The 23,146-nt window shown below is 67.9% G+C and carries 25 protein-coding genes; 9 read left to right on the forward strand and 16 right to left on the reverse strand.

The genetic code is table 11. The features are described from left to right. Positions 1-34: 34 nt before the first annotated feature. From FBZ88_RS17710 to cysT, 9 genes are all read right to left on the reverse strand, one after another. Positions 35-1,978 (reverse strand): DUF47 domain-containing protein, encoded by a 1,944-nt coding sequence (locus tag FBZ88_RS17710; protein WP_145618533.1) that lies wholly within the window; start codon positions 1,976-1,978, stop codon positions 35-37. Then, positions 1,975-2,496, reverse strand: a complete 522-nt coding sequence (locus tag FBZ88_RS17715) for a flavodoxin family protein (protein WP_145618534.1) — start codon at positions 2,494-2,496, stop codon at positions 1,975-1,977. The genes FBZ88_RS17710 and FBZ88_RS17715 overlap by 4 nt, the downstream gene beginning before the upstream one ends. Before the next feature lie 118 nt (positions 2,497-2,614). Further along, a complete protein-coding gene (gene rlmH / locus FBZ88_RS17720) occupies positions 2,615-3,073 on the reverse strand; it encodes a 23S rRNA (pseudouridine(1915)-N(3))-methyltransferase RlmH (protein ID WP_145618535.1) in 459 nt (152 codons plus the stop codon). 26 nt (positions 3,074-3,099) lie between these two features. Continuing rightward, the gene (gene rsfS, locus FBZ88_RS17725) at positions 3,100-3,489 is read right to left on the reverse strand and encodes a ribosome silencing factor (protein ID WP_081486582.1); all 390 of its coding nucleotides are present in this window, start codon (positions 3,487-3,489) and stop codon (positions 3,100-3,102) included. 208 nt (positions 3,490-3,697) lie between these two features. Then, on the reverse strand, positions 3,698-4,342 hold the full coding sequence (locus FBZ88_RS17730) for a nicotinate-nucleotide adenylyltransferase (protein WP_145618536.1): 645 nt from the start codon (positions 4,340-4,342) through the stop codon (positions 3,698-3,700). A 21-nt stretch (positions 4,343-4,363) separates the two neighbouring features. Next, positions 4,364-5,635 carry a glutamate-5-semialdehyde dehydrogenase gene (locus tag FBZ88_RS17735; protein WP_145618537.1) on the reverse strand — a complete coding sequence of 424 codons (1,272 nt, stop codon included), beginning with the start codon at positions 5,633-5,635 and terminating at the stop codon, positions 4,364-4,366. Between the two features lie 44 nt (positions 5,636-5,679). Continuing rightward, positions 5,680-6,744 (reverse strand): sulfate/molybdate ABC transporter ATP-binding protein, encoded by a 1,065-nt coding sequence (locus tag FBZ88_RS17740; RefSeq protein WP_145618538.1) that lies wholly within the window; start codon positions 6,742-6,744, stop codon positions 5,680-5,682. A 56-nt stretch (positions 6,745-6,800) separates the two neighbouring features. After that, positions 6,801-7,607, reverse strand: coding sequence for a sulfate ABC transporter permease subunit CysW (cysW, locus tag FBZ88_RS17745; RefSeq protein ID WP_211102712.1), 807 nt, complete (start codon positions 7,605-7,607; stop codon positions 6,801-6,803). 40 nt (positions 7,608-7,647) lie between these two features. Further along, positions 7,648-8,523 (reverse strand): sulfate ABC transporter permease subunit CysT, encoded by an 876-nt coding sequence (cysT, locus tag FBZ88_RS17750; RefSeq protein WP_145618540.1) that lies wholly within the window; start codon positions 8,521-8,523, stop codon positions 7,648-7,650. A gap of 502 nt (positions 8,524-9,025) precedes the next feature. Between cysT and FBZ88_RS17755 the strand changes: the two genes are divergently transcribed. Together FBZ88_RS17755 and FBZ88_RS17760 are read left to right on the forward strand one after the other, a co-directional pair. Then, positions 9,026-10,486 (forward strand): GH1 family beta-glucosidase, encoded by a 1,461-nt coding sequence (locus FBZ88_RS17755; protein WP_246138722.1) that lies wholly within the window; start codon positions 9,026-9,028, stop codon positions 10,484-10,486. Positions 10,487-10,730: 244 nt separating this feature from the next. Further along, positions 10,731-12,434, forward strand: a complete 1,704-nt coding sequence (locus FBZ88_RS17760; RefSeq protein WP_145618541.1) for a methyl-accepting chemotaxis protein — start codon at positions 10,731-10,733, stop codon at positions 12,432-12,434. 48 nt (positions 12,435-12,482) lie between these two features. Here FBZ88_RS17760 and FBZ88_RS17765 read toward each other — a convergent pair whose 3' ends face one another. Further along, a complete protein-coding gene (locus tag FBZ88_RS17765) occupies positions 12,483-13,295 on the reverse strand; it encodes a hypothetical protein (protein WP_145618542.1) in 813 nt (270 codons plus the stop codon). A gap of 210 nt (positions 13,296-13,505) precedes the next feature. Between FBZ88_RS17765 and FBZ88_RS17770 the strand changes: the two genes are divergently transcribed. After that, entirely contained in the window at positions 13,506-14,030 is a 525-nt protein-coding gene (locus FBZ88_RS17770; RefSeq protein WP_145618543.1) for a hypothetical protein, read from the forward strand. Between the two features lie 63 nt (positions 14,031-14,093). Continuing rightward, entirely contained in the window at positions 14,094-14,324 is a 231-nt protein-coding gene (locus FBZ88_RS17775) for a hypothetical protein (protein WP_145618544.1), read from the forward strand. A 60-nt stretch (positions 14,325-14,384) separates the two neighbouring features. Here FBZ88_RS17775 and pth read toward each other — a convergent pair whose 3' ends face one another. The 6 genes from pth to lgt all read right to left on the reverse strand — a co-directional run bounded on the left by pth (position 14,385) and on the right by lgt (position 19,653). Beyond that, complete coding sequence (gene pth, locus FBZ88_RS17780; RefSeq protein ID WP_145618545.1) at positions 14,385-14,999, reverse strand: aminoacyl-tRNA hydrolase; 615 nt, start codon at positions 14,997-14,999, stop codon at positions 14,385-14,387. A 6-nt stretch (positions 15,000-15,005) separates the two neighbouring features. Further along, the gene (locus FBZ88_RS17785) at positions 15,006-15,611 is read right to left on the reverse strand and encodes a 50S ribosomal protein L25/general stress protein Ctc (RefSeq protein WP_145618546.1); all 606 of its coding nucleotides are present in this window, start codon (positions 15,609-15,611) and stop codon (positions 15,006-15,008) included. Positions 15,612-15,778: 167 nt separating this feature from the next. Continuing rightward, positions 15,779-16,711, reverse strand: coding sequence for a ribose-phosphate pyrophosphokinase (locus FBZ88_RS17790; RefSeq protein WP_145618547.1), 933 nt, complete (start codon positions 16,709-16,711; stop codon positions 15,779-15,781). Positions 16,712-16,882: 171 nt separating this feature from the next. After that, a complete protein-coding gene (gene pgeF / locus FBZ88_RS17795) occupies positions 16,883-17,698 on the reverse strand; it encodes a peptidoglycan editing factor PgeF (RefSeq protein WP_246138723.1) in 816 nt (271 codons plus the stop codon). 3 nt (positions 17,699-17,701) lie between these two features. Further along, complete coding sequence (locus FBZ88_RS17800; RefSeq protein WP_145618548.1) at positions 17,702-18,850, reverse strand: class I SAM-dependent methyltransferase; 1,149 nt, start codon at positions 18,848-18,850, stop codon at positions 17,702-17,704. Beyond that, the gene (gene lgt, locus FBZ88_RS17805; RefSeq protein ID WP_186457499.1) at positions 18,850-19,653 is read right to left on the reverse strand and encodes a prolipoprotein diacylglyceryl transferase; all 804 of its coding nucleotides are present in this window, start codon (positions 19,651-19,653) and stop codon (positions 18,850-18,852) included. Before lgt ends, FBZ88_RS17800 begins: the two co-directional genes overlap by 1 nt. A 366-nt stretch (positions 19,654-20,019) precedes the next feature. Here lgt and FBZ88_RS17810 point away from each other — a divergent pair, with 366 nt between their 5' ends. From FBZ88_RS17810 to FBZ88_RS17830, 5 genes are all read left to right on the forward strand, one after another. Then, positions 20,020-20,325 carry an accessory factor UbiK family protein gene (locus FBZ88_RS17810; protein ID WP_088870880.1) on the forward strand — a complete coding sequence of 102 codons (306 nt, stop codon included), beginning with the start codon at positions 20,020-20,022 and terminating at the stop codon, positions 20,323-20,325. Between the two features lie 270 nt (positions 20,326-20,595). Then, positions 20,596-21,099, forward strand: a complete 504-nt coding sequence (locus FBZ88_RS17815) for a type III secretion system chaperone family protein (protein WP_088870881.1) — start codon at positions 20,596-20,598, stop codon at positions 21,097-21,099. Positions 21,100-21,151: 52 nt separating this feature from the next. Beyond that, positions 21,152-21,961 (forward strand): pyrroline-5-carboxylate reductase, encoded by an 810-nt coding sequence (proC, locus tag FBZ88_RS17820; RefSeq protein WP_145618549.1) that lies wholly within the window; start codon positions 21,152-21,154, stop codon positions 21,959-21,961. 6 nt (positions 21,962-21,967) lie between these two features. Further along, on the forward strand, positions 21,968-22,462 hold the full coding sequence (locus FBZ88_RS17825) for a YbaK/EbsC family protein (protein ID WP_145618550.1): 495 nt from the start codon (positions 21,968-21,970) through the stop codon (positions 22,460-22,462). 189 nt (positions 22,463-22,651) lie between these two features. Beyond that, positions 22,652-23,134, forward strand: coding sequence for a phasin family protein (locus FBZ88_RS17830; RefSeq protein WP_145618551.1), 483 nt, complete (start codon positions 22,652-22,654; stop codon positions 23,132-23,134). The last annotated feature ends 12 nt before the right edge of the window (positions 23,135-23,146 follow it).

The raw sequence follows: 23,146 nt of genomic DNA on the forward strand, positions 1-23,146 counted from the left end.
GCATTGATCCATCGCAACGGCGCGTCGCCGGGCCTTACGCGAAGGTGACGTGTGCCAGCATGTGGTCGCGCAGGATCAGCGCGGCCCGCTGCAGGGCGTCGGTGGCCTGCTCCATTCCCTGCGACAGGCCGCTCAACAGCTGCAGCCGGCGCGGGTCGTCCGGCACCGCCATCAACAGGGCGACCACGGCGCGGTGGCGTTCATCCGCCTGGTGTTCCAGGGTCACAATGCCGTCGGAGGCCTCCAGGAAATGCTGCACGGTGTCCTGGGCGGCGCCGTGCTGGACATGCTGGGCAAGGTCGACAGCGCGGCGATAGGCCTGCGCGCAGGCCACGATGAGGTCGGCGAGGTCCAACAGGGGTTTGGGAAGCGTTTCGGGCGGCACGGCCTCGAACAGCAGCCGTGCCTGGAACGCGGCTTCTTCCAGGTGGTCGGCCGCGTCGTCCGCCTCCTCGATCACCCGGCAGAACACCTCCGTCCCGGGGAGGCGGCGCGCCATGACGCGCAGCGCTTTCACCGATTCATCCGCCTGGCTCTCCCAGAGCTTGGCCTGGGTGGCGTTCTGGCCCGGTGTCAGGGGCTTATCCGAAAGGGACTCCCGAAGCATGGACCTCAGGCCCTCGGCCAGGCGCGATATCGCGGCGGCGTGGTCGGCGCAGATGGACAGCAGCCGTTGGTCGGCGGTGCGGAAATGGGTGAACAACTCCGCCCGGACCTGATCACGGATCAGGGCGTCCGATCGGCCCTGCAGCAAGCCGATGGCGGTGGTTTGCAGGACGAAGCATAGGTAGCCCCGCGCGACATCGACGCCCATCATCTCATGCAAGGGTTCGCCATAGCGCAGGGGCGTTTTCACCGCCTGCTCCAAGGCGTCGTAGATCAGGCGTTCGCCGCCCAGCGACAGGAAGGCGCGATGGCCGAAGTCGTGCGACGCGGCCCACGCCAGGATCTCCACCGCCACCTCGTTGGGGACCAGCAACCCCAGGCGCTTGCGGGCCTTGTTCCAGTCGATCAGGAAGACGATGCGCGATGCCAACCGGTTCAGTGCAAAGTGCAGGTCCTCGTCGCTCTCCAAGGTGGCGGTGCCGTGGGTCGTGTAGAACAGGTCCTCTTTCTCCAGCGCCGTTGCCTCGCGCGCCCGCACCTCCTGCCAGGCCAGGCCGCTGTCCCCGCTCAGCGTCTGCAGGAAGCGCAGGCGCGACAGGTGGACGTCGGTATAGATGACCGTCACCGAGCGGCCGACCACCTTGACCACCAGGACGTGGGCTTCGGTGGTGCCGATGTCGTTTTGAATCAGGAGGGTGTCGCCGTTGCGAACGGCGACCGTGTCCAGGCCCGGATGGTCGAATTTCAGGGGCGCCGTACGGTTCAGTCCGGCCATGAAGGCAGCGACGGTGGCGCGGTCCGCATCCCCGAGCCCGTAAGCCTTGGCGCCCGCGACCTCCTCACAGGCGATGGTTGCTTGCAGGTGGTTGAGGTCCCGGTGCAGGTCCATGATCAGCACATGCAGACCATCCCCGGTGGCCGGCCGGCCCGAGGTCATGGCGGCGATGGCCGCCCCCTCCATCATGTCACCACCGATGCTCGCCCAGGTCGCGGTCAGCCGGTCCAGACGGTGCGCATATTCCACCGCCGCCGGCTGCCCCGCCTTGTCCAGCGGGGCGATCATGGCCCGCAGCGCTTCCTGTAGGCGTGCCAGGATACGGCCCGACCCGGGAATATGGTAATGGCCGTCGCCGTCGTTTTCGGTCAGGGCGATGGTCCGGTCCAGGCTGGGCTCGTCGATGCCGCAGGCCTCGCGATCGTCCTTCAGCGTGGGAGCGGGGATTTGCGGACTCTCCGCCTGGGCGGCCGCCATCTGTAGCAGGGAAAGCAGGTACTTCGCTTGCTCATTGGCCGTCAGGGCCGTGGCGATCAGAGCCGGCACCACCAACGCCCGTTCGCCCAGCAGATCGACTATGCGGGTCTTGGTGCTCACGGCAGGACCTCGGGCACATGGGCGGGCGGTACGGGGGCCAGGGGCGGCCGCGGTCGGATGGTCTGGGCGAAATGGGCCACGGTCTCGGCGTAGGTGCCGCTTTTCATCTCGGCGGCGGTGATGGTCACGCGCGCCTTGGGCGGCTTGCCCACCCAGGCCTGCAGCGCGTCCAGCGACTGCTGGCCCGCGGACCCGCCATGGGTCAGCAGCAGGGCGGTCTCCAGCAGGTCCGCCCGCTCGCGCCGCACATAGGCGCGCAGGGGCGGACAGGGATGCCAGGCCCAGATGGGGCCAGCCAGCACCACCAGGTCATAGTTGCGGGCCGTATGGGTCGCCGGGGCGATGCCGGGCAGCCGCCCGCGCCAGCTGTCCGCCGCCGCCCGCCACCAGCCCCTGAAGCTGACGCCGTAACGCGCGCAGCGGATTTCCTCGATGTCGGCCTGCAGGTGCGGGGCCAACTCCGTCACCACGGTGCGGGTCGTTCCGGTCAGCGAGTAAAAGGCGATCAGCACGGCCATGGTCCCCTCCATTTCCGGTCGCCCTCACCGGGCGGTCGCACACGCTGGGGGAAGAATGGCCAAAGGGGACGGCGCGCGCATTGACGCACCGCAAGCGCGTCGCGTGTCACACCCGGCCTCACACCCGGTGGTAGGGATGCCCCGCCAGGATCTGCTGGGCGCGGTAGAGCTGTTCGGCCAGCATGCCGCGCACCATCATGTGCGGCCAGGTCATGGGGCCGAAGGCGATGAGCAGGCTGGCGCGGCGGCGCACCTCTTCGGCCAGGCCGTCGGCGCCGCCGATGATGAAGGCGAGGTCGGCCACGCCGCCGTCGCGCCAGGTACCGACCTGGCGGGCGAAGGCCTCGCTGGGTAGGGCCTTGCCGCGTTCGTCCAGGGCCACCAGGGTGGCGCCCGGGGGAATGGCTTCCAGCAGCAGCTGGGCCTCCAGCCGCTTCAGCTCATCCCCCTCCACCCGCTTGCGGCACTCGACCTCGCGCAGGGTGAAGGGCCAGGTGATGCGGCCCTTGTACTCTTCGAACAGGTCGCGGGCGGGGCCCGGCCGGCTGCGGCCGACGGCGATCAGCCAAACGCGCATGGGCCCGGTCCCGCCGACGTTCTTACTTAAACGGACAAAAAGTCGCCGGCGGGCGCGCCGAATCCGGCGAAGTCGGGCGGCAGTTCCACGCCCCACATCTTTTCCAGGTTGTAGAAGGCGCGGACCTCGGGACGGAACAGGTGGACCAGCACGTCGCCGGCGTCGATCAGCACCCAGTCACACTGGGGCGTGCCTTCGGCGTCCAGGCCGATGAGGCCGACTTCCTTCAGCTTGGACAGCAGATGGCCGGCCATGGCATCCACCTGCCGGGCGGAACGGCCCGAGGTGATGACGATGTAGTCGGCCAAGGTGGACTTGCCCTTGAGGTCGAGCACCACGGTGCCTTCGGCCTTGTCATCCTCCACACTGGCGACGATCAGGTCGCGCAGCTGCTCGGGGAAATCGGGGGCCGCCATGTCCGGAAGCGGCTGGGGCGCCGTCCGCCCAGCGGTCGGCGTCGGGAAATGGGCGATGGTGGAAATGATCGTTACCTCTAAGCAAAAAAGGGCGCTGAGGATCCGGCATGGCCGGCCCGCACCCTGATGATAGTCCGATGATGTTCGTGGGCAAGCCGCACGGGGCGCGCTTGCCTACGGGATTAGTCCTTGCAGTCCGCTTTTCCCGTCACCGGCCGGCCCACCACCCCTTCCGCCGGATTTCGGTGGCGGAGGCGGGATGCAGCGGCCCGTCCAGGAAGGTCCAGGCCGGTGCCGATCGTGCCGGCAGCCCGCCCGCGTCCCGTGGAGGAACCCGATTGCGGAGATAACGCCGCGCGGCCTTGCCGACAAGCGCCTTTAGGGAATAGGGGCGGCGCGGAAACACGGCAACCGGCATGTGACCCAGGATGCGCGTCCATCCCCGCCAGCGCGGAATCTGCAGCAGATTGTCGGCGCCCATGATCCAGACGAAGCGGGTGCGGGGATACCGGCGGCGCAAGGCCTCCAGCGTGTCCACGGTGTAGCGGGTGCCCAGCTGCGTCTCCAGGTCCGTCACCAGGATGCGCGGATCGCGGGCGGCGGCGCGGGCGGCGTCCAGGCGCGCGTCCAGCGTGGCCATGCCCCGCGTCTGCTTCAGCGGGTTCTGCGGGCTGACCAGCCACCACACCTGGTCCAGGTTCAGGCGGCGCAGCATCCATTGGCTGACGTGGCGGTGGCCGGCGTGGGCGGGGTTGAAGGACCCGCCCAGGATGCCGATGCGCCGGCCGGCCCAACTGGCCCCGGTCAGCGGCCGCGGTCGAATCCAATAGCGGCCGTGGTGGGAGGTTGACATGGGGGGACGCCGGCCGGTCGCTTACGGGCGCGTCTGGCCGTCGCCGCGCACGACGTATTTGTAGCTGGTCAGCTGTTCGGCACCCACGGGGCCGCGGGCGTGCAGCTTGCCGGTGGAAATGCCGATCTCGGCGCCAAAGCCGAACTCCCCGCCATCGGCGAACTGGGTGGAAGCGTTCCACAGCACGATGCCGCTGTCGACCCGGGCCAGGAAGCGCTCGGCCGTGGCGGCATCCTCGGTCACGATGCTGTCGGTATGGTGGCTGCCGTGGCGCTCGATGTGGGCGATGGCCTCATCCACGCCGTCCACCACCTTCACCGACAGGATGGCGTCCAGGTATTCGGTGTCCCAGTCGGAATCGTCGGCGGGCAGGACCCGGGCGTCCAGGGACTGCACCGTGGCGTCCCCCCGCACCTCGCACCCGGCGCCGATCAGATCCTCGATCAGGGCGGGCAGCTGGGCCGCCGCCACGTCGCGGTGGACCAGCAGCGTCTCCATGGCGCCGCAAATGCCGGTGCGACGCATCTTGGCGTTGAGGGCGATGGCGCGGCCCTTGGCCGGATCGGCCGCCCGGTCCAGGTAGACATGGCAGATGCCGTCCAGGTGCTTGATGACCGGCACGCGCGATTCCGCCGCCACCCGCGCCGTCAGGGACTTGCCGCCCCGGGGGATGATGACGTCGACGAAGTCGGTCATGGTCAGCAGGATGCCCACGGCGGCGCGGTCGGTGGTGGGCACAAGCTGCACGGCGTCGGCGGGCAGGCCGCCTTCCACCAGGCCCCGGCGCATGGCCGCGACGATGGTGGACGAGGAATGCAGGCTTTCCGAGCCGCCGCGCAGGATGGCGGCGTTACCGGACTTCACGCACAGGCCGCCGGCATCCGCCGTCACGTTGGGCCGGCTTTCGTAGATGATACCGATGACGCCCAGGGGGACCCGCACGCGCTGGATGCGCAGGCCGTTGGGCCGGGTCCAGTCGGCCATGACGGCGCCCAGGGGGTCGGGCAGGTCGGCCACGTCCTCCAGGCCCTTGGCGATGGCCTCCAACCGGCCTTCGTCCAGGCGCAGGCGGTCCAGCAGGGCGGGTGTCAGGCCTTTGGCCTGGCCGGCCGCCATGTCGCGGGCATTGGCGTCCAGGATGGTGGCGGCGTCGGCGCGCAGGGCGAATGCAGCGGCGCGCAGGCCCGCCACGCGCTGCTCCGGCGTGGTCACGGCCAACCGGGCGCTGGCAGCGCGCGCGCGCTGCCCGATGTCCTGCATCAATGCCGTAAGGTCGACCGTCTGCCCGTCCATGATCCCAACGCCCTGATATCCGTTACGCCGTCACGCCCCAGCCCCTAGCTCTTAGCGGGAAACACCCGGGCGTGACGGAAGTCCACAGTACACCAGCTGCCCACCTCCAGCGCCAGATCGCTCAACCGGTCGCGGGACAGCTGTGCTTCCAGCGCGCGGCCGGCCAGATCCAGTTCCAGCCGGGCGACGGGGCCGGCGGCGTGCAGGCTGCTGACCCGGGCGCTCCACTTGCCCTCCGGCACGCCGTCGGCCGGGGCCACGCCCAGTTCCACCTGGTGGGGGCGGACATAGATGACGGCCGGGCCGTCGGCGCCGACGGCGCCATCCACCCGCACGGCCTTGCCGTCCAGGCGCGCCACGCCCGCCTCGGTGACGCCGTTCAGGCGGTTCACCCCGCCCAGGAAGTCGAAGACGAAGCTGTCGGCCGGATGGTCGTACACCTCCGCCGGGGTGCCCACCTGGATGATCTGGCCTTGATTCATGACCACCACGCGGTCAGCCAGCTCCAGCGCCTCTTCCTGGTCGTGGGTCACGAAGATGGAGGTGATGTTCATGTCGTCGTGCAGGTGGCGCAGCCACTTGCGCAGATCCTTGCGCACCTTGGCGTCCAGCGCGCCGAAGGGCTCATCCAGCAGCAGCACCTTAGGCTCGATGGCCAGCGCCCGGGCCAGGGCCACGCGCTGGCGCTGGCCGCCGGACAGCTGGCTGGGGTAGCGGGTGGCCAGGTGTGACAGCTGCACCATGGTCAGCAGCTGGTCCACGCGGCGGCGGATGTCCATCTCCGCCGGCCGCTCCGCCTTCTTCTTGACGCGCAGGCCGAAGGCCACGTTGTCGAAGACGGTCATGTGCCGGAACAGGGCGTAATGCTGGAAGACGAAGCCCACCTTGCGGTCCCGCGCCGCGCGGTCGCGGGTGTCCTGCCCGTCGAAGCTGACCTCGCCGGCGTCGGCGTGGTCCAGCCCCGCGATGATGCGCAGCAGGGTGGTCTTGCCGGAACCGCTGGGCCCCAGCAGGGCCAGAAGCTCGCCCGAGCGGACGTCCAGGCTGACGCCGCCCAAGGCGGTGAAGGCGCCGAAGGTCTTTTCCACGTTGCGGATTTCAATGGCCATGCGCGCCGCCCGTTTGCTTGATCGTCATCGTCGCTGCTTCTCTCACCGGTCTGGTCTCACCGTTTGGCGGCGGCGATCTGGTCGGCGAAACGCCATTCCAGGGCCGCCTTGGCCGCCAGGGTCACCAGCGCCAGCAGCGCCAGCAGCGAGGCCACCGCGAAGGCGGCCACGAAGTTGTATTCGTTGTACAGAATCTCGACATGCAGGGGCATGGTGTTGGTCTTGCCCCGGATGTGGCCGGAAACGACGGACACCGCCCCGAACTCCCCCATCGCGCGGGCGTTGCACAGCAGCACGCCGTACAGCAGGCCCCAACGGATGTTGGGCAGGGTCACCAGGCGGAAGGTCTGCCAGCCGCTGGCGCCCAGCACGATGGCGGCCTCCTCGTCCTCCACGCCCTGCTCCTGCATCAGGGGGATCAGCTCGCGCGCCACGAAGGGAAAGGTGACGAAGACGGTGGCCATGACCACGCCCGGCACGGCGAAGATGATCTGCACCCCGTGGTCGCGCAGCCACGGGCCGAAGCTGCCGTGCAGGCCGAACAGCAGCACGTAGACCAGGCCGGAAATGACGGGCGAGACGGAGAAGGGCAGGTCGATCAGGGCCAGCAGCAGGCTCTTGCCCCGGAAATTGAATTTGGCGATGGCCCAGCTGGCGGCCACGCCGAACACCAGGTTCAGCGGCACGGCGATGGCGGCCACCGTCAGGGTCAGCCGGATGGCCGACAGGGCGTCGGGATCGGCCAGACCCTTGAAGAAGGCGCCGACACCCTTGGCCAGGGCCTGGCTGAACACGGCCGCGAGCGGCAGAGCCAGGAAGGCCGCCAGGAACAGGATGGCGATGCCGATAAGCGCCAGGCGCATTATCGGGCCTTCGCCCACGGCGGGGCGACGGGAATGCGGATCAGCGGGCATGGCGCGACCGGGTCCAACGCTGCAGGAAATTGATGCCCAGCAACATGAGGAAGGAAAGCCCCATCATGGCCGTGGCGATGACGGTGGCGCCGGCATAGTCGTATTGCTCCAGCCGGGCGACGATCAGCAGGGGCACGATCTCCGACACCGCCGGGATGTTGCCGGCGATGAAGATGACGGAGCCATACTCCCCCACGCCGCGGGCGAAGGCCAAGGCCACGCCGGTGATCAGTGCCGGCAGGATGGCGGGCAGCAGCACCCTGGTGAAGGTCTGCCAGCGCGTGGCGCCCAGAGAGGCCGCGGCCTCTTCCACCTCGGCGTCCAAATCCTGCAGCACCGGTTCCACCGTGCGCACGATGAAGGGCATGCCCACGAACACCAGGGCGATGACGATGCCCAGCGGGGTGAAGGCGATCTTGAACCCGGCCGCCTTGGCCAGGGCACCGATCCAGCCGTTGGGGGCGTAGATGGCCGTCAGCGCGATGCCGGCGACGGAGGTGGGCAGGGCGAAGGGCAGATCGACCATGGCGTCGATGATGCGCCGGCCGGGAAAGCGGTACCGCACCAGCACCCACGCCACCACCAGGCCGAACACGGCGTTGATCAGGGCGGCCGCCAGGGCGCAGCCGAAGCTGACGAGGAAGGCGTGCAGCACCCGGGGGGCCAGGGTGATGGCCCAGAACCGGTCCCAACCCACGTCCGCCGCCCGCAGGGCCATGTGGCCCAGGGGGATCAGGACGATCAGGCAGAGATAGGCCAGGGTGAAGCCGAAGGCGGTGCCGAAGCCGGGCAGGATGGTGGGGGCCAGAAAGGCCCACCCTCGCCTGGGCGGCTTGGTCGCCGTGGTCGACGTGGCGGCCGTCACGAGGCGTTCCCACCCACAAAGGGCCCGCCCGAAAGGGATAAGTCGACGTGAGACGAACCCGGTCGGGTCATGAGCGGCCTTTCCCCAAATTCGAGACGCGAGATTAATGCATAAGCCCCGGAGCGTGTACAACCTTCACGCCGTGGGGTGCAGGCACGTCTTTCACAACGGTGCCATGCATCTTCCAATAAATCACCATCACAAAAGTGTGAAATTTGATTCTATTGGGTAGGCGTGCGGGTGGGACGAGAATCCACCGCGGTAGCGGTTACATGACGTGTGACAGCGTTGTCCGGGATAGGGTAAAAGTCGTCCGGGGAGGAAGGGCATGACAAAAACCAAGCTGGCACTGTTTCCAGGCCGACGTATCGGGCCGGATCGATCACGCCGGCGCGCGCCCTGGCCTTGCCGTACAGCCGATACCGGAACCTGCCGTGGGATGAGCGTTCGCGGCGGGCCCCCGTGGGGATGAGGCGCCACCAAGGAACGGAGTGTTGAAAGCATGATGAATCGTCGCACCCTTTTGCAGGGCGCCGCCGCCCTGGCTGGTGTGGGCGCCCTGGGGGGGACGGCCGCGACCTGGCGGTCCGCGCTGGCCGCCACGAAGGCGGGCCAGGTGGTGTTCCCGAAGGACTTCCTGTGGGGTGCGGCCACCGCCGCCTATCAGGTCGAGGGTGGCTGGAACGCCGACGGCAAGGGGCCGTCCATCTGGGACACGTTCACCCACCAGAAGGGCCTGGGCCGCATCAAGAATGACGACACTGGCGACGTGGCCTGCGACAGCTATCACAAGTACAAGGAAGACGCGGCCCTCATCCGCCAGCTGAACCTGAAGAGCTATCGCTATTCCATCGCCTGGTCGCGGGTGCAGCCGCTGGGCAAGGGGGCGGTCAACCAGGCCGGCCTGGACTATTACAAGCGCCTGACCGACGCGGTGCTGGAGGCGGGGGCCCGCCCCCTGGTCACGCTGTATCACTGGGATCTGCCGCAGGCCCTGGACGATGAAGGCGGTTGGACCAACCGCGACACGTCCGACCGGCTGGCGGAATACGCCGACATCGTCGGCCGCGCCTTGGGCGACCGCATCAACCATTGGGCCATCCTGAACGAGCCCAAGACCTTCACCCACCTCGGCTATTGGGAGGGCATCTTCGCCCCGGGCCATAAGGACCCGCTGCAGATGCTGAAGGCCACCCACGTGGTGAACCTCAGCCAGGGCAAGGCCTTCCGCGCCATGAAGGCCATCAACCCCAAGTTCCAGGTGGGCAGCGTCTGCGACGTGGCCAACATGGTGCCGCGCACGGACAGCGAGGCCGACAAGGCTGCCGCCGAGCGCTACCACCGCTTCCTGAACCTGTGGTTCCTGCAGCCGGTGCTGGACGGAACCTACCCCGACGTGCTGCCGGCCGATCAGCGCGACGCCCTGCTGGGCTTCCAGCCGGGCGACGAGAAGGTCATGCGCGCCGACTATGACATGGTGGGCCTGAACTACTACACCCGCTGGGTGGTGGCGGATAAGCCCGAGGGCAACGGCGTCCCCGGCCTGAACACGTCCCACGAGTGGGGCGAGGGCCCGCACGCCAAGACGGACATCGGCTGGGACATCGACCCGGACGGCTTCCACGACACGCTGGTGCGCATGGCCAAGGCCATCGGCAACCGCCCCATCGAGATCACGGAAAGCGGTGCCGCTTACAACACGCCGCTGGTCGATGGCCATGTGAAGGATGAAAAGCGCATCGCGTACATGAAGGCTTATTTCGCGGCCCTGTCCCGCGCCATCCAGGACGGTGCGCCGGTGCGCGCCTATCACGCCTGGAGCCTGATGGACAATTTCGAATGGGCCCAGGGCTATACCCAGCGTTTCGGCCTGACTTACGTCGATTACAAGAATGACCAGAAGCGGACCATCAAGGACAGCGGTCTTTGGTACGCCAAGGTCGCCAAGAACAACGGTTTCTGATTGCCGTGGACGGGGCTCCGCGCCCCGTCCGCTCTTGTGCGCGATTTGGAGGTGATTCCAAATAAATGGTCCCAGAGTTAATCAATAAAATTGAGTATTAATCGGATGTAAATGCACTCATTTGACTACAGATGTATTAAATATCGAATTATTCTCCGGTATTAATCTTATCTTAAGTGAGTAAGGACAGAAAATCCCCCAGCGTTGACATTTCGTGTCGCACTCGTGATCCGAGGGGGATTTCATGTCTTTATCGAACATTCGTATTGTCCGTAAGATATTGATAATCGTTGGCTTGTTGTCCGCCATCTTGATTTATGTCGGTTATGCCGGATACCACAGCGCCGTCACCCTGGGCATGGCGGGGCAGGACATCGACGATGCGGATGGCCAGGCGCTGCGGGCCTCTCGCATGAACAATACCCTGTTGGCGCTCAACCGCTCTCAATACCGGGTGGGCCTGGACGCGTCGCAGGAATCGATGGCGACGGTGGAAAAGTCGGTGGCTGAAAGCCGCGCCCTTTTCGAACGCAGCCTGGATGACCTGCGGTCCAGCGCCGATCCCCAGGAACAGGAAATGCTGCGCGGGGTCGCCGACGGTTACGCCGCCTTCATGACCAGCCTGGAAACGACGATGCAGAAGGCGCGCGCCCTGGGCGCGGTCGCGCCGACGGCGGACCAGATGGCCCTTATCACCTCAGTCAAGGAAGGCCGGACCCTGGTCGATCAGCTGCAGCAGCGGATCCGGGCGCTGGCGGAACATTATGACAAGGCGGGGACGGACATGGCGCACCGGGGCCAGGTCATGGCGGACGGCGCCAAGCGCACCATGCTGATCGGCACGGCCGCCGGCACCCTTTTGGGCATCGCCCTGGGCCTGTTCATCGGTCATGTCGGCGTGGCCCGTCCCATCGCCGCCACCGTGGATTGCCTGCAGCGCCTGGCGGCCGGTGATGTTGGCTTCACCGTCTTCGGCATCGGCCGCAAGGATGAACTGGGGGCGGTGGCGGAGACCATGCAGGTCTTCAAGACCAACATCCTGCGCACGCGGGAGATGGAGGCCGCGGCCAAGGAACAGGAGCAGCGCGTCGCCGCGGAAAAGAAGAAGGCCATGGACGAGTTGGCCGACCTGTTCGACGCCAAGGTGGCCGGAGTGGTCCAGGCGGTTTCTTCCGCCGCCGAGCAACTGTCGTCCACCGCCAGCGCCATGTCGTCCATCGCCGAGGAGACCAATCGCCAGGCCACCACCGTGGCGGCGGCGGCGGACCAGACCACAGCCAATGTCCAGACGGTGTCCGCGGCCGCCGACCAGCTTTCCTCCTCCATCGGCGAGATCAGCCAGCGGGTGGGGCACTCCAGCGAGGTATCCAGCAGCGCCGTGGAGCGGGCGCGGCTGGCCAACGACATGGTGCGCGGCCTGGCCTCCAACGCCGAACGCATCGGCCGGGTCATCGAACTGATCAGCAATATCGCCAGCCAGACCAACCTGCTGGCCCTCAACGCCACCATCGAGGCGGCGCGGGCGGGTGACGCCGGCCGGGGCTTCGCGGTCGTGGCGGGCGAGGTCAAGACCCTGGCGACCCAGACCGCCAAGGCCACTGACGAAATCGTCGCCCAGATCGCGGAGGTCCAGGCCTCCACCCGGCAGGCGGTGGGCGCGATCGAGGGCATCGGCGCGGTGATCGACGAGTTGAGCCAGATCTCCAGCGCCATCGCCTCGGCGGTGGAGGAGCAGAGCGCCGCGACGCAGGAGATCGCCCGCAACGTCGACCAGGCGGCCCATGGCACCCAGGACGTGTCGCGCAGCATCGCCGGTGTCACCGTGGCGTCCGCCGAGGCGGGACAGGCCGCGTCCCTGGTGCTGGCGGCGGCCAGCGGCCTGGGCCGCAGCTCCGACATCCTGCGCACGGAGGTGGGCAGCTTCATCAGCCGCGTGCGTGCCGCCTAAAAGGGGGCGGGGCCGGCTGTGATGCCGCTGGCCCCGCTTTTTTTGCCGTCAGAACACATGCAGCTGGGGCAGGGCGTAGAGACGGGTGGGGGTGCCATCCTCCGCCGTGGCGCTGAGCTGCAGGGTCGGGTTGCGCCGGTCCAGCTTACGGCCGAATTCCAGAATGGGCCGTCCCTTGTCGTCGGCTTCCAGCGCTTCCCCCGTATCGAGAGCGGCATGGACGTGGCAGTGGGCGTCCGGCTCGCAACTGAAGTCCAGTTCGTCGATGCTAGGGACGAAGAAACCCATGACCGGCCCCACGAATTCCTCGATCGCCTGGTCCAGCACCTTGGCGCCTTGGCGCAACTCGCTGTAGGCGACGGGCTGCCTCCCGTCGGACAGCACCTCCAGCATCACCGTGGCGCGCAACGCGCCCTTGGCCTGATTGCTGACCAGCTTGGCGTCGGCGGCTTCCCAGTCGGCGCGGTAGGGAATGTAGAAATAGCCGTCGGGCGTGGATTCGATGGTCTCCTCCTTGCCGTTGTAGACGGCCCATAGCTGGATGGGCAGGGGGCCGGACTTGTCCTTGTCCAATTCGACCTTGAAGATCATGCGCAGGTGCCGGCCGCTGGCGCCCTCCATGCGGTCCAGCACCTTCAGGGCTTCCGCCAGCTTCCGGTAAGAGGTCTTGCCGAACTGCTCCCGCGAGGTGACCACCATTTCCGGCACCGCTTCCGCCGGTGGTTCGGCCTGCGCTGTCGCTGCTTGATCCGCCGCTGGCTGTTCCGTCGTCAGTTGCCCCGTCGTTTGGGCATCGGCTGGGCTGGCACAGCCCAAGACCAGGGCGATCAGCGCCGCCCGCCCGTAAAGTATGGCTTTCAAGGATATCCCCATCCTGTCCATCACTGGCCCCCATCGGCCGCCCTCTTACTAAGGGTTGTGATTGGGGCGAGTATAGGGCCGGTTGGCGGTCAATTTTAGTGGTCGCGCCGACTTGCCGCTGCGGGCCGCCGCGCGATTTCCTTATCAGGCGGGGACAGATGAGCGCTATATCAGACTGAATATAGCGCCGCGACAGGGAAGGGATCGGTCATGCTGCGGAGAACTGCGACAGGAGTGGTGGCGGTGATGATGGCGCTGACGGCGCCGGCCTGGGCCCAGATGGCCGACCCCTCCTGCAAAGGTGTCGCCGTGGAATGGCCGGCCGACCTCAAGGCTTGGGGGCTGGCGGCGGTGCCGGTGACGGCGGCGACCGCCCCGGGCGGCGCCCCCGCCCTGACGCCCGGCACGCCGGCACGGGTGACCCTGGCGGCCAAGGAAGGCGTGACCCTGGCCGTCACCCCACCCAAGCCGGCAGGGGAGAAGACCTACGCCGGCACCGTGGCCTTCACCGTGCCCGCCGCCGGTCCCTACCGCATCGCCGTCGATGGGGCAGCCTGGATCGATGTGGTGGCGGACGGCAAGTCGCTGGACAGCACCAGCCACAAGCACGGCCCCAACTGCTCCGGCATTCACAAGGTGGTGGATTTCGGTCTGGCCGCCGGCACCTATCAGCTGCAGCTGTCCAACAGCCCGGCGGCCATCGTCACCGTGCTGGTGGTGTCGCCGCAAAGCTGAACCCCGCGCCTTTCCGACGCGGCCCCCTGTGCCAGGGCCGGCGGCGATGCTATATTCCGGGGCATGACCAGCATCTCCGCCCCCAACCCCTACGCCACCGTGGCCACCGGCCTGCAGTCCAGCAGCGCGCGCGTGGACCGGGACGCCACGGCCATCGCGGCGTCCAAGGGCGGGGACATCAATCCCACCGACGTGGTCAGTCTCAGCAGCGACGCCCTGACCTTCAAGGCCCTGACCAAGGTCGCCCAGACGGTGGACCAGAACAGCCAGCGCCTGCTGGACATTTTCGCCTGAGGCGGCTTGTTCGGAAATCAGGGGTGACGGCGGCGCTTAGCGGGGCCGGGGTCCCTTTGCTCAGGCCTTGGGCGCCTTGTCGGCGGCGGGGGCCTTGGCCGGCTTGGGCGGCTGCGTGACCAGGGCGACGCGGCTCTGGAACTTCTCGGGCTCACCCTCGGCCATCAGGTTGAAATCGCTCACGACCGCGTCCAGGAAGGGAACCAGCCAGGTCTGCTCGGCCTTGGCGAAGTTGGACAGCACCCAGCCGTGCACCAGGTTCTTGTCCCCCGGATGGCCGATGCCCAGGCGCACGCGCCAGTAATCCTTGCCGATATGGTCGTCGATGGAGCGCAGGCCGTTGTGCCCGCCGTGGCCGCCGCCCTTCTTGGCGCGCAGCTTGCCCGGGGGCAGGTCCAGTTCGTCATGCAGGACGATGACCTGGTCGGGCGTCATCTTGTAGAACCGCATCGCCTCCCCGACCGATTGGCCGGACAGGTTCATGAAAGTCTGCGGTTTCAGGAGGTAGATCTTTTCGGGGCCGATCTGCCCCTCGGTGATCAGCCCCTGGAAGCGTTTCTTCCAGGGGCCGAACCGATGGCGCTGGGCGATCTCGTCCACCGCCATGAAGCCGACGTTGTGCCGGTGGTGCGCATATTCCGGGCCAGGGTTGCCCAGACCGACCACCAGCCGCATCGTCTATCAGGCCTCGGCAGCCGCCGCGGCGTTCTCTTCGGACTTCAGGCCCGAGGGAGCGGCAACGGTGGCGATGGTGAAGTCGCGGTCGATGACCGGACGGGCACCTTCCGGCAGCTTCACGCTGCTGATGTGGATGGAGGCGCCGACGTCAACGCCATCCAGGTTCACCGTCAGGTGCTCCGGAATGTTGTTGGCGCGGACGTGCATCTCCACCTCGTGGCGGACGATGTTCAGCACGCCACCGCGCTTCAGGCCAGGGCTGGCGTCATGGCCGGTGAACTCCACCGGGACCTTCACCACGATCTCGGTGGTGTCGCTGACGCGCAGGAAGTCGACGTGCAGGGGACGGTCGGTCACCGGGTCGAACTGGACGTCGCGCGGCAGGGTGCGGGTGGTCACGCCATCGACGGTCACGTCGTACAGGTGCGTGAAGAAGCCCGGCTTGTGCAGCACGCGGGTGAAGTTGACGGCCTCCAGGGAGATCGTCACCGGCTTTTCCTTGTTGCCGTAGATCACGGCAGGGATGCGGCCATCGCGGCGGGTCTGACGGGCGGTCCCCTTGCCTGCCCCGTTCCGCGCCTCGGCGGCGAGCGCGATAATCTGGGTCATTGGTACTCTCCTTAAGAAAATGCGCCAGCCTCCAGGGGTGCTGACGCGGTCGGAATGCGCGGGTGTATGCGCGCGACGGCCCGGAGTCAAGCCATAGAGTCAGGAAGGCGGCCATGAGGCCGCCTTCGAGGTACTTGGCACTGTCGATGGCGCGGCTGACCGTAGGTTCAGTCGAACAGGGAAGACACCGACTTCTCGTTGCTGATGCGCTCGATGGCCTCGGCGATCAGGGGGGCGACGGTCAGGTGGCGGACATTGCGCGAGACGCGGACGGCCTCGGTCGCCTGGATGCTGTCGGTGGTGATCAGCGCTTCCAGCGGGGACTGGGCCACGCGGGCGACGGCGCCGCCCGACAGCACGCCATGGGTGACGTAGGCGCGCACCGACTTGGCGCCCCGCTCCTTCAGGGCCACGGCGGCGTTGCACAGGGTGCCGGCGCTGTCGACGATGTCGTCCACCAGGATGCAGTCGCGGCCGGTGACGTCACCGATGACGTTCATCACCTCCGACACGCCGGCGCGCTCACGCCGCTTGTCGATGATGGCGAGATCCGCGTCCAGGCGCTTGGCGATGGCGCGGGCACGCACCACGCCGCCCACGTCCGGCGACACGATCATCAGGTTGTCACGGCCCATGGTGGCCTCGATGTCCTGCACGAACACCGGGGCAGCCACCAGGTTGTCGGTGGGGATGTCGAAGAAGCCCTGGATCTGGCCGGCGTGCAAATCCATGGTCAGCACGCGGTTGGCACCGGCGGTGGTGATCAGGTTGGCGACCAGCTTGGCCGAGATGGGGGTGCGGGGACCCGTCTTGCGGTCCTGGCGGGCATAGCCGTAATAGGGCAGCACAGCCGTGATGCGCCGGGCCGAGCCGCGACGCAGGGCGTCGATGGTGACCAGCAGTTCCATCAGGTTGTCGTTGGCGGGATAAGAGGTGGACTGGATGACGAACACGTCCTCGCCGCGGACGTTCTCCAGGATTTCCACGAAGACTTCCATGTCGCTGAAGCGCCGGATGCTGGCCTTCGTCAGCGGAACCTTCAGGCAGACCGAGATGGCCTCGGCAAGCGGGCGATTGCTGTTGCCGGCGATGAGCTTCATGGGGTCGCTCTTAATAATAGGAAGTGGGCGACGCCGGAGCGTCTTCATACCTTCATAAAGGCGCGCGGACCATATCAAGCAAGGCCTAGGCTGTAAACCGCCGCCCCCCGCTGTCTGGGCACGGGGGGCATGCGCCGACAAAAGGTGGCCGGCCCCCCGCCGGGGACCGTCTCACGGGGAAGGTTTCAGGGCTATCATGCTGATATGGCGGCCATAATCGCCCTCGCGCCGCAAAGTGGACCGCCGGTAGCTGAAGAACAGATCCTCCCGCTCAACCGTATCGTGGCCGGTATGCACCACCCTGGCCAAGCCGCATCCGGAAAGCCGGTGGCCGACGTAAGCCCCGATGTCGAACAGCGGATGATCCGCCCGCTGGCCGGGATGGAAGAAGCGGGCGTTGCCGGCGTCGTCCTCCAGGAAGCGGGCCTCGAACTCAGGCCCCACTTCATAGGAGGCGGCGCCGATATGCGGGCCGACGCCGGCGACGATGCGGGCGGGATCGGCGCCCAGATCCGCCATGGCGCGCACCGTGGCCTCCAGCACGCCGGTGAAGGCGCCCTTCCAGCCGGCATGGGTGGCGCCGATGACGCCGGCTTGCGAGTCGGCGAACAGCACCGGCACGCAGTCGGCCGTCAGGATGCCCAGCGCGACGCCTCGCCGGCGGGTGACCATGGCATCGGCCTGGGGCGCGTCCTCCCGCGCCCAGGGGTGCTCCACCGTCACCACCGTGGGGCTGTGCACTTGATAGACGGTGACCAGGCTATCCGCCGGCAGGCCCAGGTCGGCGGCGCAGCGCGCCCGATTTTCCGCCACCGCGGCCGGCGCGTCGTTGGAGCCGAAGCCGACGTTGCGCCCGGCATAGAGCCCGGTGGAGACACCGCCCCGCCGGGTGAAATAGCCGTGGCGCACGCCGGGCAGGTCCAGGGCGTCCAAGGTCAGGTAGGGGCGGTCTTCAGGGATCGGGGCGGCGGGGGGTGACATGGTCATGGGTCAGCCTTCGCTGGGTTCGAAGCCGGCGGGCGGCGGCGCGCCCGGGCTGGTCAGGGCCAGGGCCTTGAACAGGCGGCCCATCTGGTCGGGGGCGGTCAGGCGGTCCAGCGCCAGGTCGATGACACGGGCCTGCGGGGGCATGGCGCCCCGTTTCAAGGTGGCGGCGCGCTGCTGGATGCCCAGACGGCGTAGCAAGGCCCCCTGCTCGACAATGCCGTGGCACTGGGCGCCCGCTGCCACCGCTGTCGCGGCCAGGGTACGGAAATCGACGTGGGCCGTCAGGTCGGCCTGGCCGGGGTCGTCCAGCACGGGGGCGTAGGCGTGGCGGCGCACCGCTTGCAACGTGTCGCCCAGGGGGGGCGAGTCATAGCCATAATCGACCACCAGGGCGGCGCCCGGATGGGCGGCCAGGCGGCGCCCGATCTCCCCCGCCACGGTCAGCGCGGCGGGGCACAGCTCCACCACCGCGCCCTCGGGCGCGTCCCGAAGACCGGGCGGCACCAGCAGTTCGGCGCCGCCGCCGGCGTCCAGCGTCCAGGCGAAACGGTTTTCCGGCTCAAGCCAGGTGACGCAGCGTTCGGCCCAGCCGCGCGCCGTCCTCTGCATTTGGCGGATGGGCAGGGCGTCGAAGAATTCGTTGGCCAGCACCAGCATCGGCCCATCGGGCACCGCCTCCAGGCTGTCGGTCCAGGCGACGGGAAGGGGCGGCTGTGCGGCGGTGGGCAGGGCCGCCAGGGTGGCGTGCTGGCGGGCGCGCAAGGACGGGCTGGTCTCCACCATGTGGACGCGCAGGGCCTGGGTCAGGCCGGGAACCCGGGCCATGGCGCGCAGCGCATCGGCCATCAGCGTGCCGCGCCCGGGGCCCAGCTCCACCAGATGCAGAGGCGTGGGGGAGCCCAGCGTCAGCCACGCTTGCGCGCACCACAGGCCCAGCAGTTCCCCGAACATCTGGCTGATCTCAGGCGCGGTGGTGAAGTCGCCAGCGGCGCCCAGCGGGTCGCGGGTGGTGTAATAGCCCAGCGTGGGATGGCCCAGCGCCTCGGCCATGAAGGTGGACAGGCGCAGGGGCCCCTCGTCACGGATACGGCGGATAAGGTGGCCGGCCAGGGTTTCCGGGGCCGGAGTCGTTTCCGGCGTCAGGCCCGGCATCAGGCCGCCGCCGGCACGCGGCGGCGGGCCAGGGCCACCAGGGCCACGCCGATCAGCAGCATGGGCACCGACAGGATCTGGCCCATGGTGACGCCGCCGCCCAGCAGGAAGCCCACCTGCACGTCGGGCTCGCGAAAGAACTCGGCGGTGATGCGGCACAGGGCGTAGCCGATGAGGAAGGCGCCCGTCAGCGTGCCGGTGCGGTCGCGCACCGATGGGACGCGTGACAGCAGGAACAGCGCGGTGAACAGCACGATGCCCTCCAGCCCCGCCTCATACAGCTGGCTGGGGTGGCGGGGCAGGTCGTCGGCATGGGGGAAGACCATGCCCCAGGGCACGTCGGTGGGACGGCCCCACAGTTCCCCGTTCACGAAATTGGCCAAGCGGCCCAGGAACAGGCCGATGGGGGCGGCGACGGCGGCCAGGTCCCCCAGGGACAGCGGGTTGAAGCCGCGCCGCCGTGCGAACAGCAGCACGGCCAGCGCCACGCCCGTCATGCCACCGTGGAAGGACATGCCGCCGTTCCAGACCTTCAGCATGTCCAGCGGGTGTTGCAGGTAGAAATCCAGGTTGTAGAACAGGATGAAGCCGAGGCGGCCGCCGGCCAGCACACCGACCACGGCCCAGACCAGGAAGTCGTCCAGCTCCGCCGGGGTGGGGCGGCCGTTCATGCGCCGGGCCATGCCCAGCGCCAGGCGATAGCCCAGGGTGACGCCCACGATGTAGGCCAGCGCGTACCAGCGCAGGGCGAAGGGGCCGATCTCGACGATCGTCGGGCTGATGTTGGGAAAGGCGAGGGCCATGATGCTGCGGATATCCCCGTGGACGTCTTCTTCCAGCCTGTCATGCGGTGGGTGCCGGGCACATCGGCGCACCCTTGTCCCGGCGGGCGTCCGCCCCCACATGGCCGGCCGTGGAAAGAAATGGACTCGGCTGTTCCGCTTTATAGGGGCCCCAGGCCCCGGTCGCAACCAGCGGCCGGAATCCGTACGCGCAGGGACGCTCCCAAGCGACGCGCCCAAGCGACGCTCCCCCGGGGGGGCGCCTCGAAGGTGCTGTTGCACGTGCGAACGTGGGGCGCGATAATGGCGGCTTGATGGCCGTTCGCTTTCCGGGTCCCGCCGCATCGGTACCGGGGCGTCGGCGGTACTGCTTTGAGGATTGAGGCGATGCAGGTGGACAACAAGGTGCTGGACGATTTGGCCCGTGTGGCCGGGGGCGCCGTCGGTGCCGTGGCCGGGCTGAAGAACGAGGTCGAGGGCCATGTGCGCCAGCGTTTGGAACGCGTGCTCAGCGGCCTGGACATGGTCCGCCGGGATGAGTTCGAGGCCGTGAAGGAAATGGCCGCCCGCGCCCGCGCGCAGGAGGATGAGATCAACCGGCTGATGGCGCTGCAGCAGGCGCTGCTGGACCGCGTCACCCATCTTGAGTCGGTTGTGGCCAAGGCCGCGGCCGAGGCGGACAAGCCGGCCTGAGCGCGCACCCCCTGGCCGAAAGGGGTGCCTTGGACCGGAAACCCAAGGGATCCCGGGCTTCCGGTCCCGCCCACAAGGGTTGGGCGTCGAACGGGCCCGGCGGCGGGGTAGAAGACGGTTGCGGGGGCGGTTATCCTCTGGCACCGTACCCCTGGTAGCTCCCACGCCCGGCAGCACCAGATTTTGTTTTTGAGCGGATCGGACGTTTCCGGTCCGGCGCCGGGTGGGATGGGTCGTCCCTTGCCATCGCGCGCGACAGGAGGGCGTATCATGTCGGCACTTGCCGTCGAGACTAGCAGCACCACACACAATCCCCTTGATATCGTCGAGGAGATCGTCTCGGCCAACGAATGGCCGTTCGAGCGCGCCAGCGAAGACGAGATGATCGTCGAGATCAACGGCCGGTGGTGCGACTACCGGCTGTTTTTCGTTTGGCAGAATGAAGTCAGCGCCATGCAGTTCTCATGTCAGTTCGACATGAAGGTGCCGCCCGCCCGCAAGCTGGCCGTCACCGAGCTGTTGGCCGAGGTGAACGGAAAGATGTGGCTGGGCCACTTCGACGTGTGCAGCGAAGAGCACACGCCCATGTTCCGCCAGACGCTGCTGCTGCGGGGCACGCGGGCCGCCAGCGTGGAACAGATCGAGGATCTGGTCGAAATCGCGGTGGCGGAGTGCGAGCGCTACTACCCCGCGTTCCAGTTCGTCATCTGGGGCGGCAAAAGTGCCGCGGACGCCGTTTCCGCCGCCATTCTGGACACGCTCGGCGAAGCTTGATACAGCCCACACCCCGGGACCTCCGTTGGCATGTCATAAATTGGGTGCGGGGATGACGGCTGTGGATTTGTTGTTGGTGGGCTTCGGTAAGATGGGCGGCGCCATGCTGGCCGGCTGGCAGGCGGCGGGTACCGTCCGTAGTGTGGTCATCGTCGATCCCGTGGCCCCCGCCGCGTCCGCGCCGGAGGGGACGGTCCTGGTGTCTGACCCCGCCGCCATCCCGGCGGATTTCAGTCCCACCGCCGTCGTGCTGGCCGTGAAGCCCCAGATGATGGACCAGGCGCTGCCGGCATACACCGCGTATGCCGGCGGCGCCGTCTTCCTGTCCATTGCCGCCGGCAAGACCATCGCCTATTTCCAGAAGGTGCTGGGCGGGGGCGCCGCCCTGGTGCGGGCCATGCCCAACACGCCGGCCGCCGTGGGCCGGGGCATCTCCGGCGCCTATGCCACGCCGGCCGTCTCGGCCGGCCAGCGCGACCTGTGCCAGCGGCTGCTGAGCGCCGTGGGCGAGGTGGTGTGGGTGGAGGATGAGGGGCTGATCGACGCGGTGACCGCCGTGTCGGGCAGCGGCCCCGCCTATGTCTTCCATCTGGTGGAGGCCATGGCCGCCGCCGGCGCGGCCGTGGGACTGCCGCCGGACTTGGCGCTGCGTCTGGCGCGGGCCACCGTGACGGGGGCGGGCGAGCTGCTGTACCGCAATCCGGATACCACGGCCACCCAGCTGCGCATCAACGTCACCAGCCCCAAGGGCACCACCCAGGCGGCGCTGGACGTGTTGATGGACGAGGGGCAGGGCCTGGCGCCGCTCATGACCCGCGCGGTCGCCGCCGCCAATCGGCGGTCGCGGGAACTGGCGGGCTGACGCGTCATGGCCGGACCCCTCAGCCCCAGCGCACAGAAGATCCAGAACCTGCTGAACGACCTGGGCCAGCCCATCCACGTCGTGGAATTCGCCGCCACCACCCGCACGGCGGCGGAAGCCGCGGCGGTGATTGGTTGCGATGCGGCACAAATCGCCAAGTCAATCGTTTTTCGCACACGCGAAAAAAGCGCCTCCGTCCTGGTGGTGGCGTCGGGCGCCACCCGCATCAATGAGGCCCTGGTGGCCAAGGCCCTGGCCGACATGCTGAACGGCGACCGACTGCTGCGCGCCGATCCGGAGTATGTGCGGCTGACCACGGGTTTTCCCATCGGCGGCGTTCCGCCGCTGGGCCACGCGGTGACGCCTGTCACATTGTTCGACCGCCGTTTGCTGTCATTTCCCACGGTCTGGGCGGCGGCCGGCACCCCCAATGCCGTGTTCGCCATCGCCCCCGACGTGCTGGCCCGGCTGAGCGGCGCCCGGGTGGTGGACGTCGCCTAGGCGGAAGGACCGGGTTGCCACCGGTGTCTTAGCCGGTTCGACCTATGGCGGTGCTCGGCCGGCCTATACTAACCAAAAGAGTTTATTGTGCGGTGCACAAAAACGATTGACCGGCTGGCTTACCCCAAGCATTATCCCCCCGGAATTGCCGCACCGCAGCGGCGCAAGCCGTATAGGGATCTGAACACTATGGCGACCAATCCGTTCCTCGACTTCGACATGACGAAGTTCTTCGACCCGTCCAAGTTCGCTGAGTTCACCAAGGTGGACTTCACCAAGACGCTGGCTGACTACAAGGTGCCGGGCATCGACGTCGACGCCTTCGTCGCCGCCCAGCGCAAGAACATCGAGGCCGTGACGGCCGCCAACCAGCTGGCCGTGGAAGGCATCCAGGCCGTCCTGCGTCGCCAGGCTGAAATCCTGCGCCAGAGCCTGGAGGAGACCTCCTCCGTGGTTTCCGACTTCCTGTCCACCGGCACCCCGGAAGACAAGGTCGCCAAGCAGGCCGAGCTGGTGAAGACCGCTTTCGAGAAGGCCCTGGCCAACGTCAAGGAACTGGCCGAGCTGATCGCCAAGTCCAATAGCGAAGCCGCCGACGTGCTGTCCAACCGCGTGAAGGAAAGCATCGAGGAAGTGAAGGCCGCCATCGCCAAGGCCCAGACCAAGCACTAAGCCTGGTTCCAG

The organism is Nitrospirillum bahiense, from assembly GCF_007828025.1.
GTDB classification, from domain to species: domain Bacteria; phylum Pseudomonadota; class Alphaproteobacteria; order Azospirillales; family Azospirillaceae; genus Nitrospirillum; species Nitrospirillum amazonense.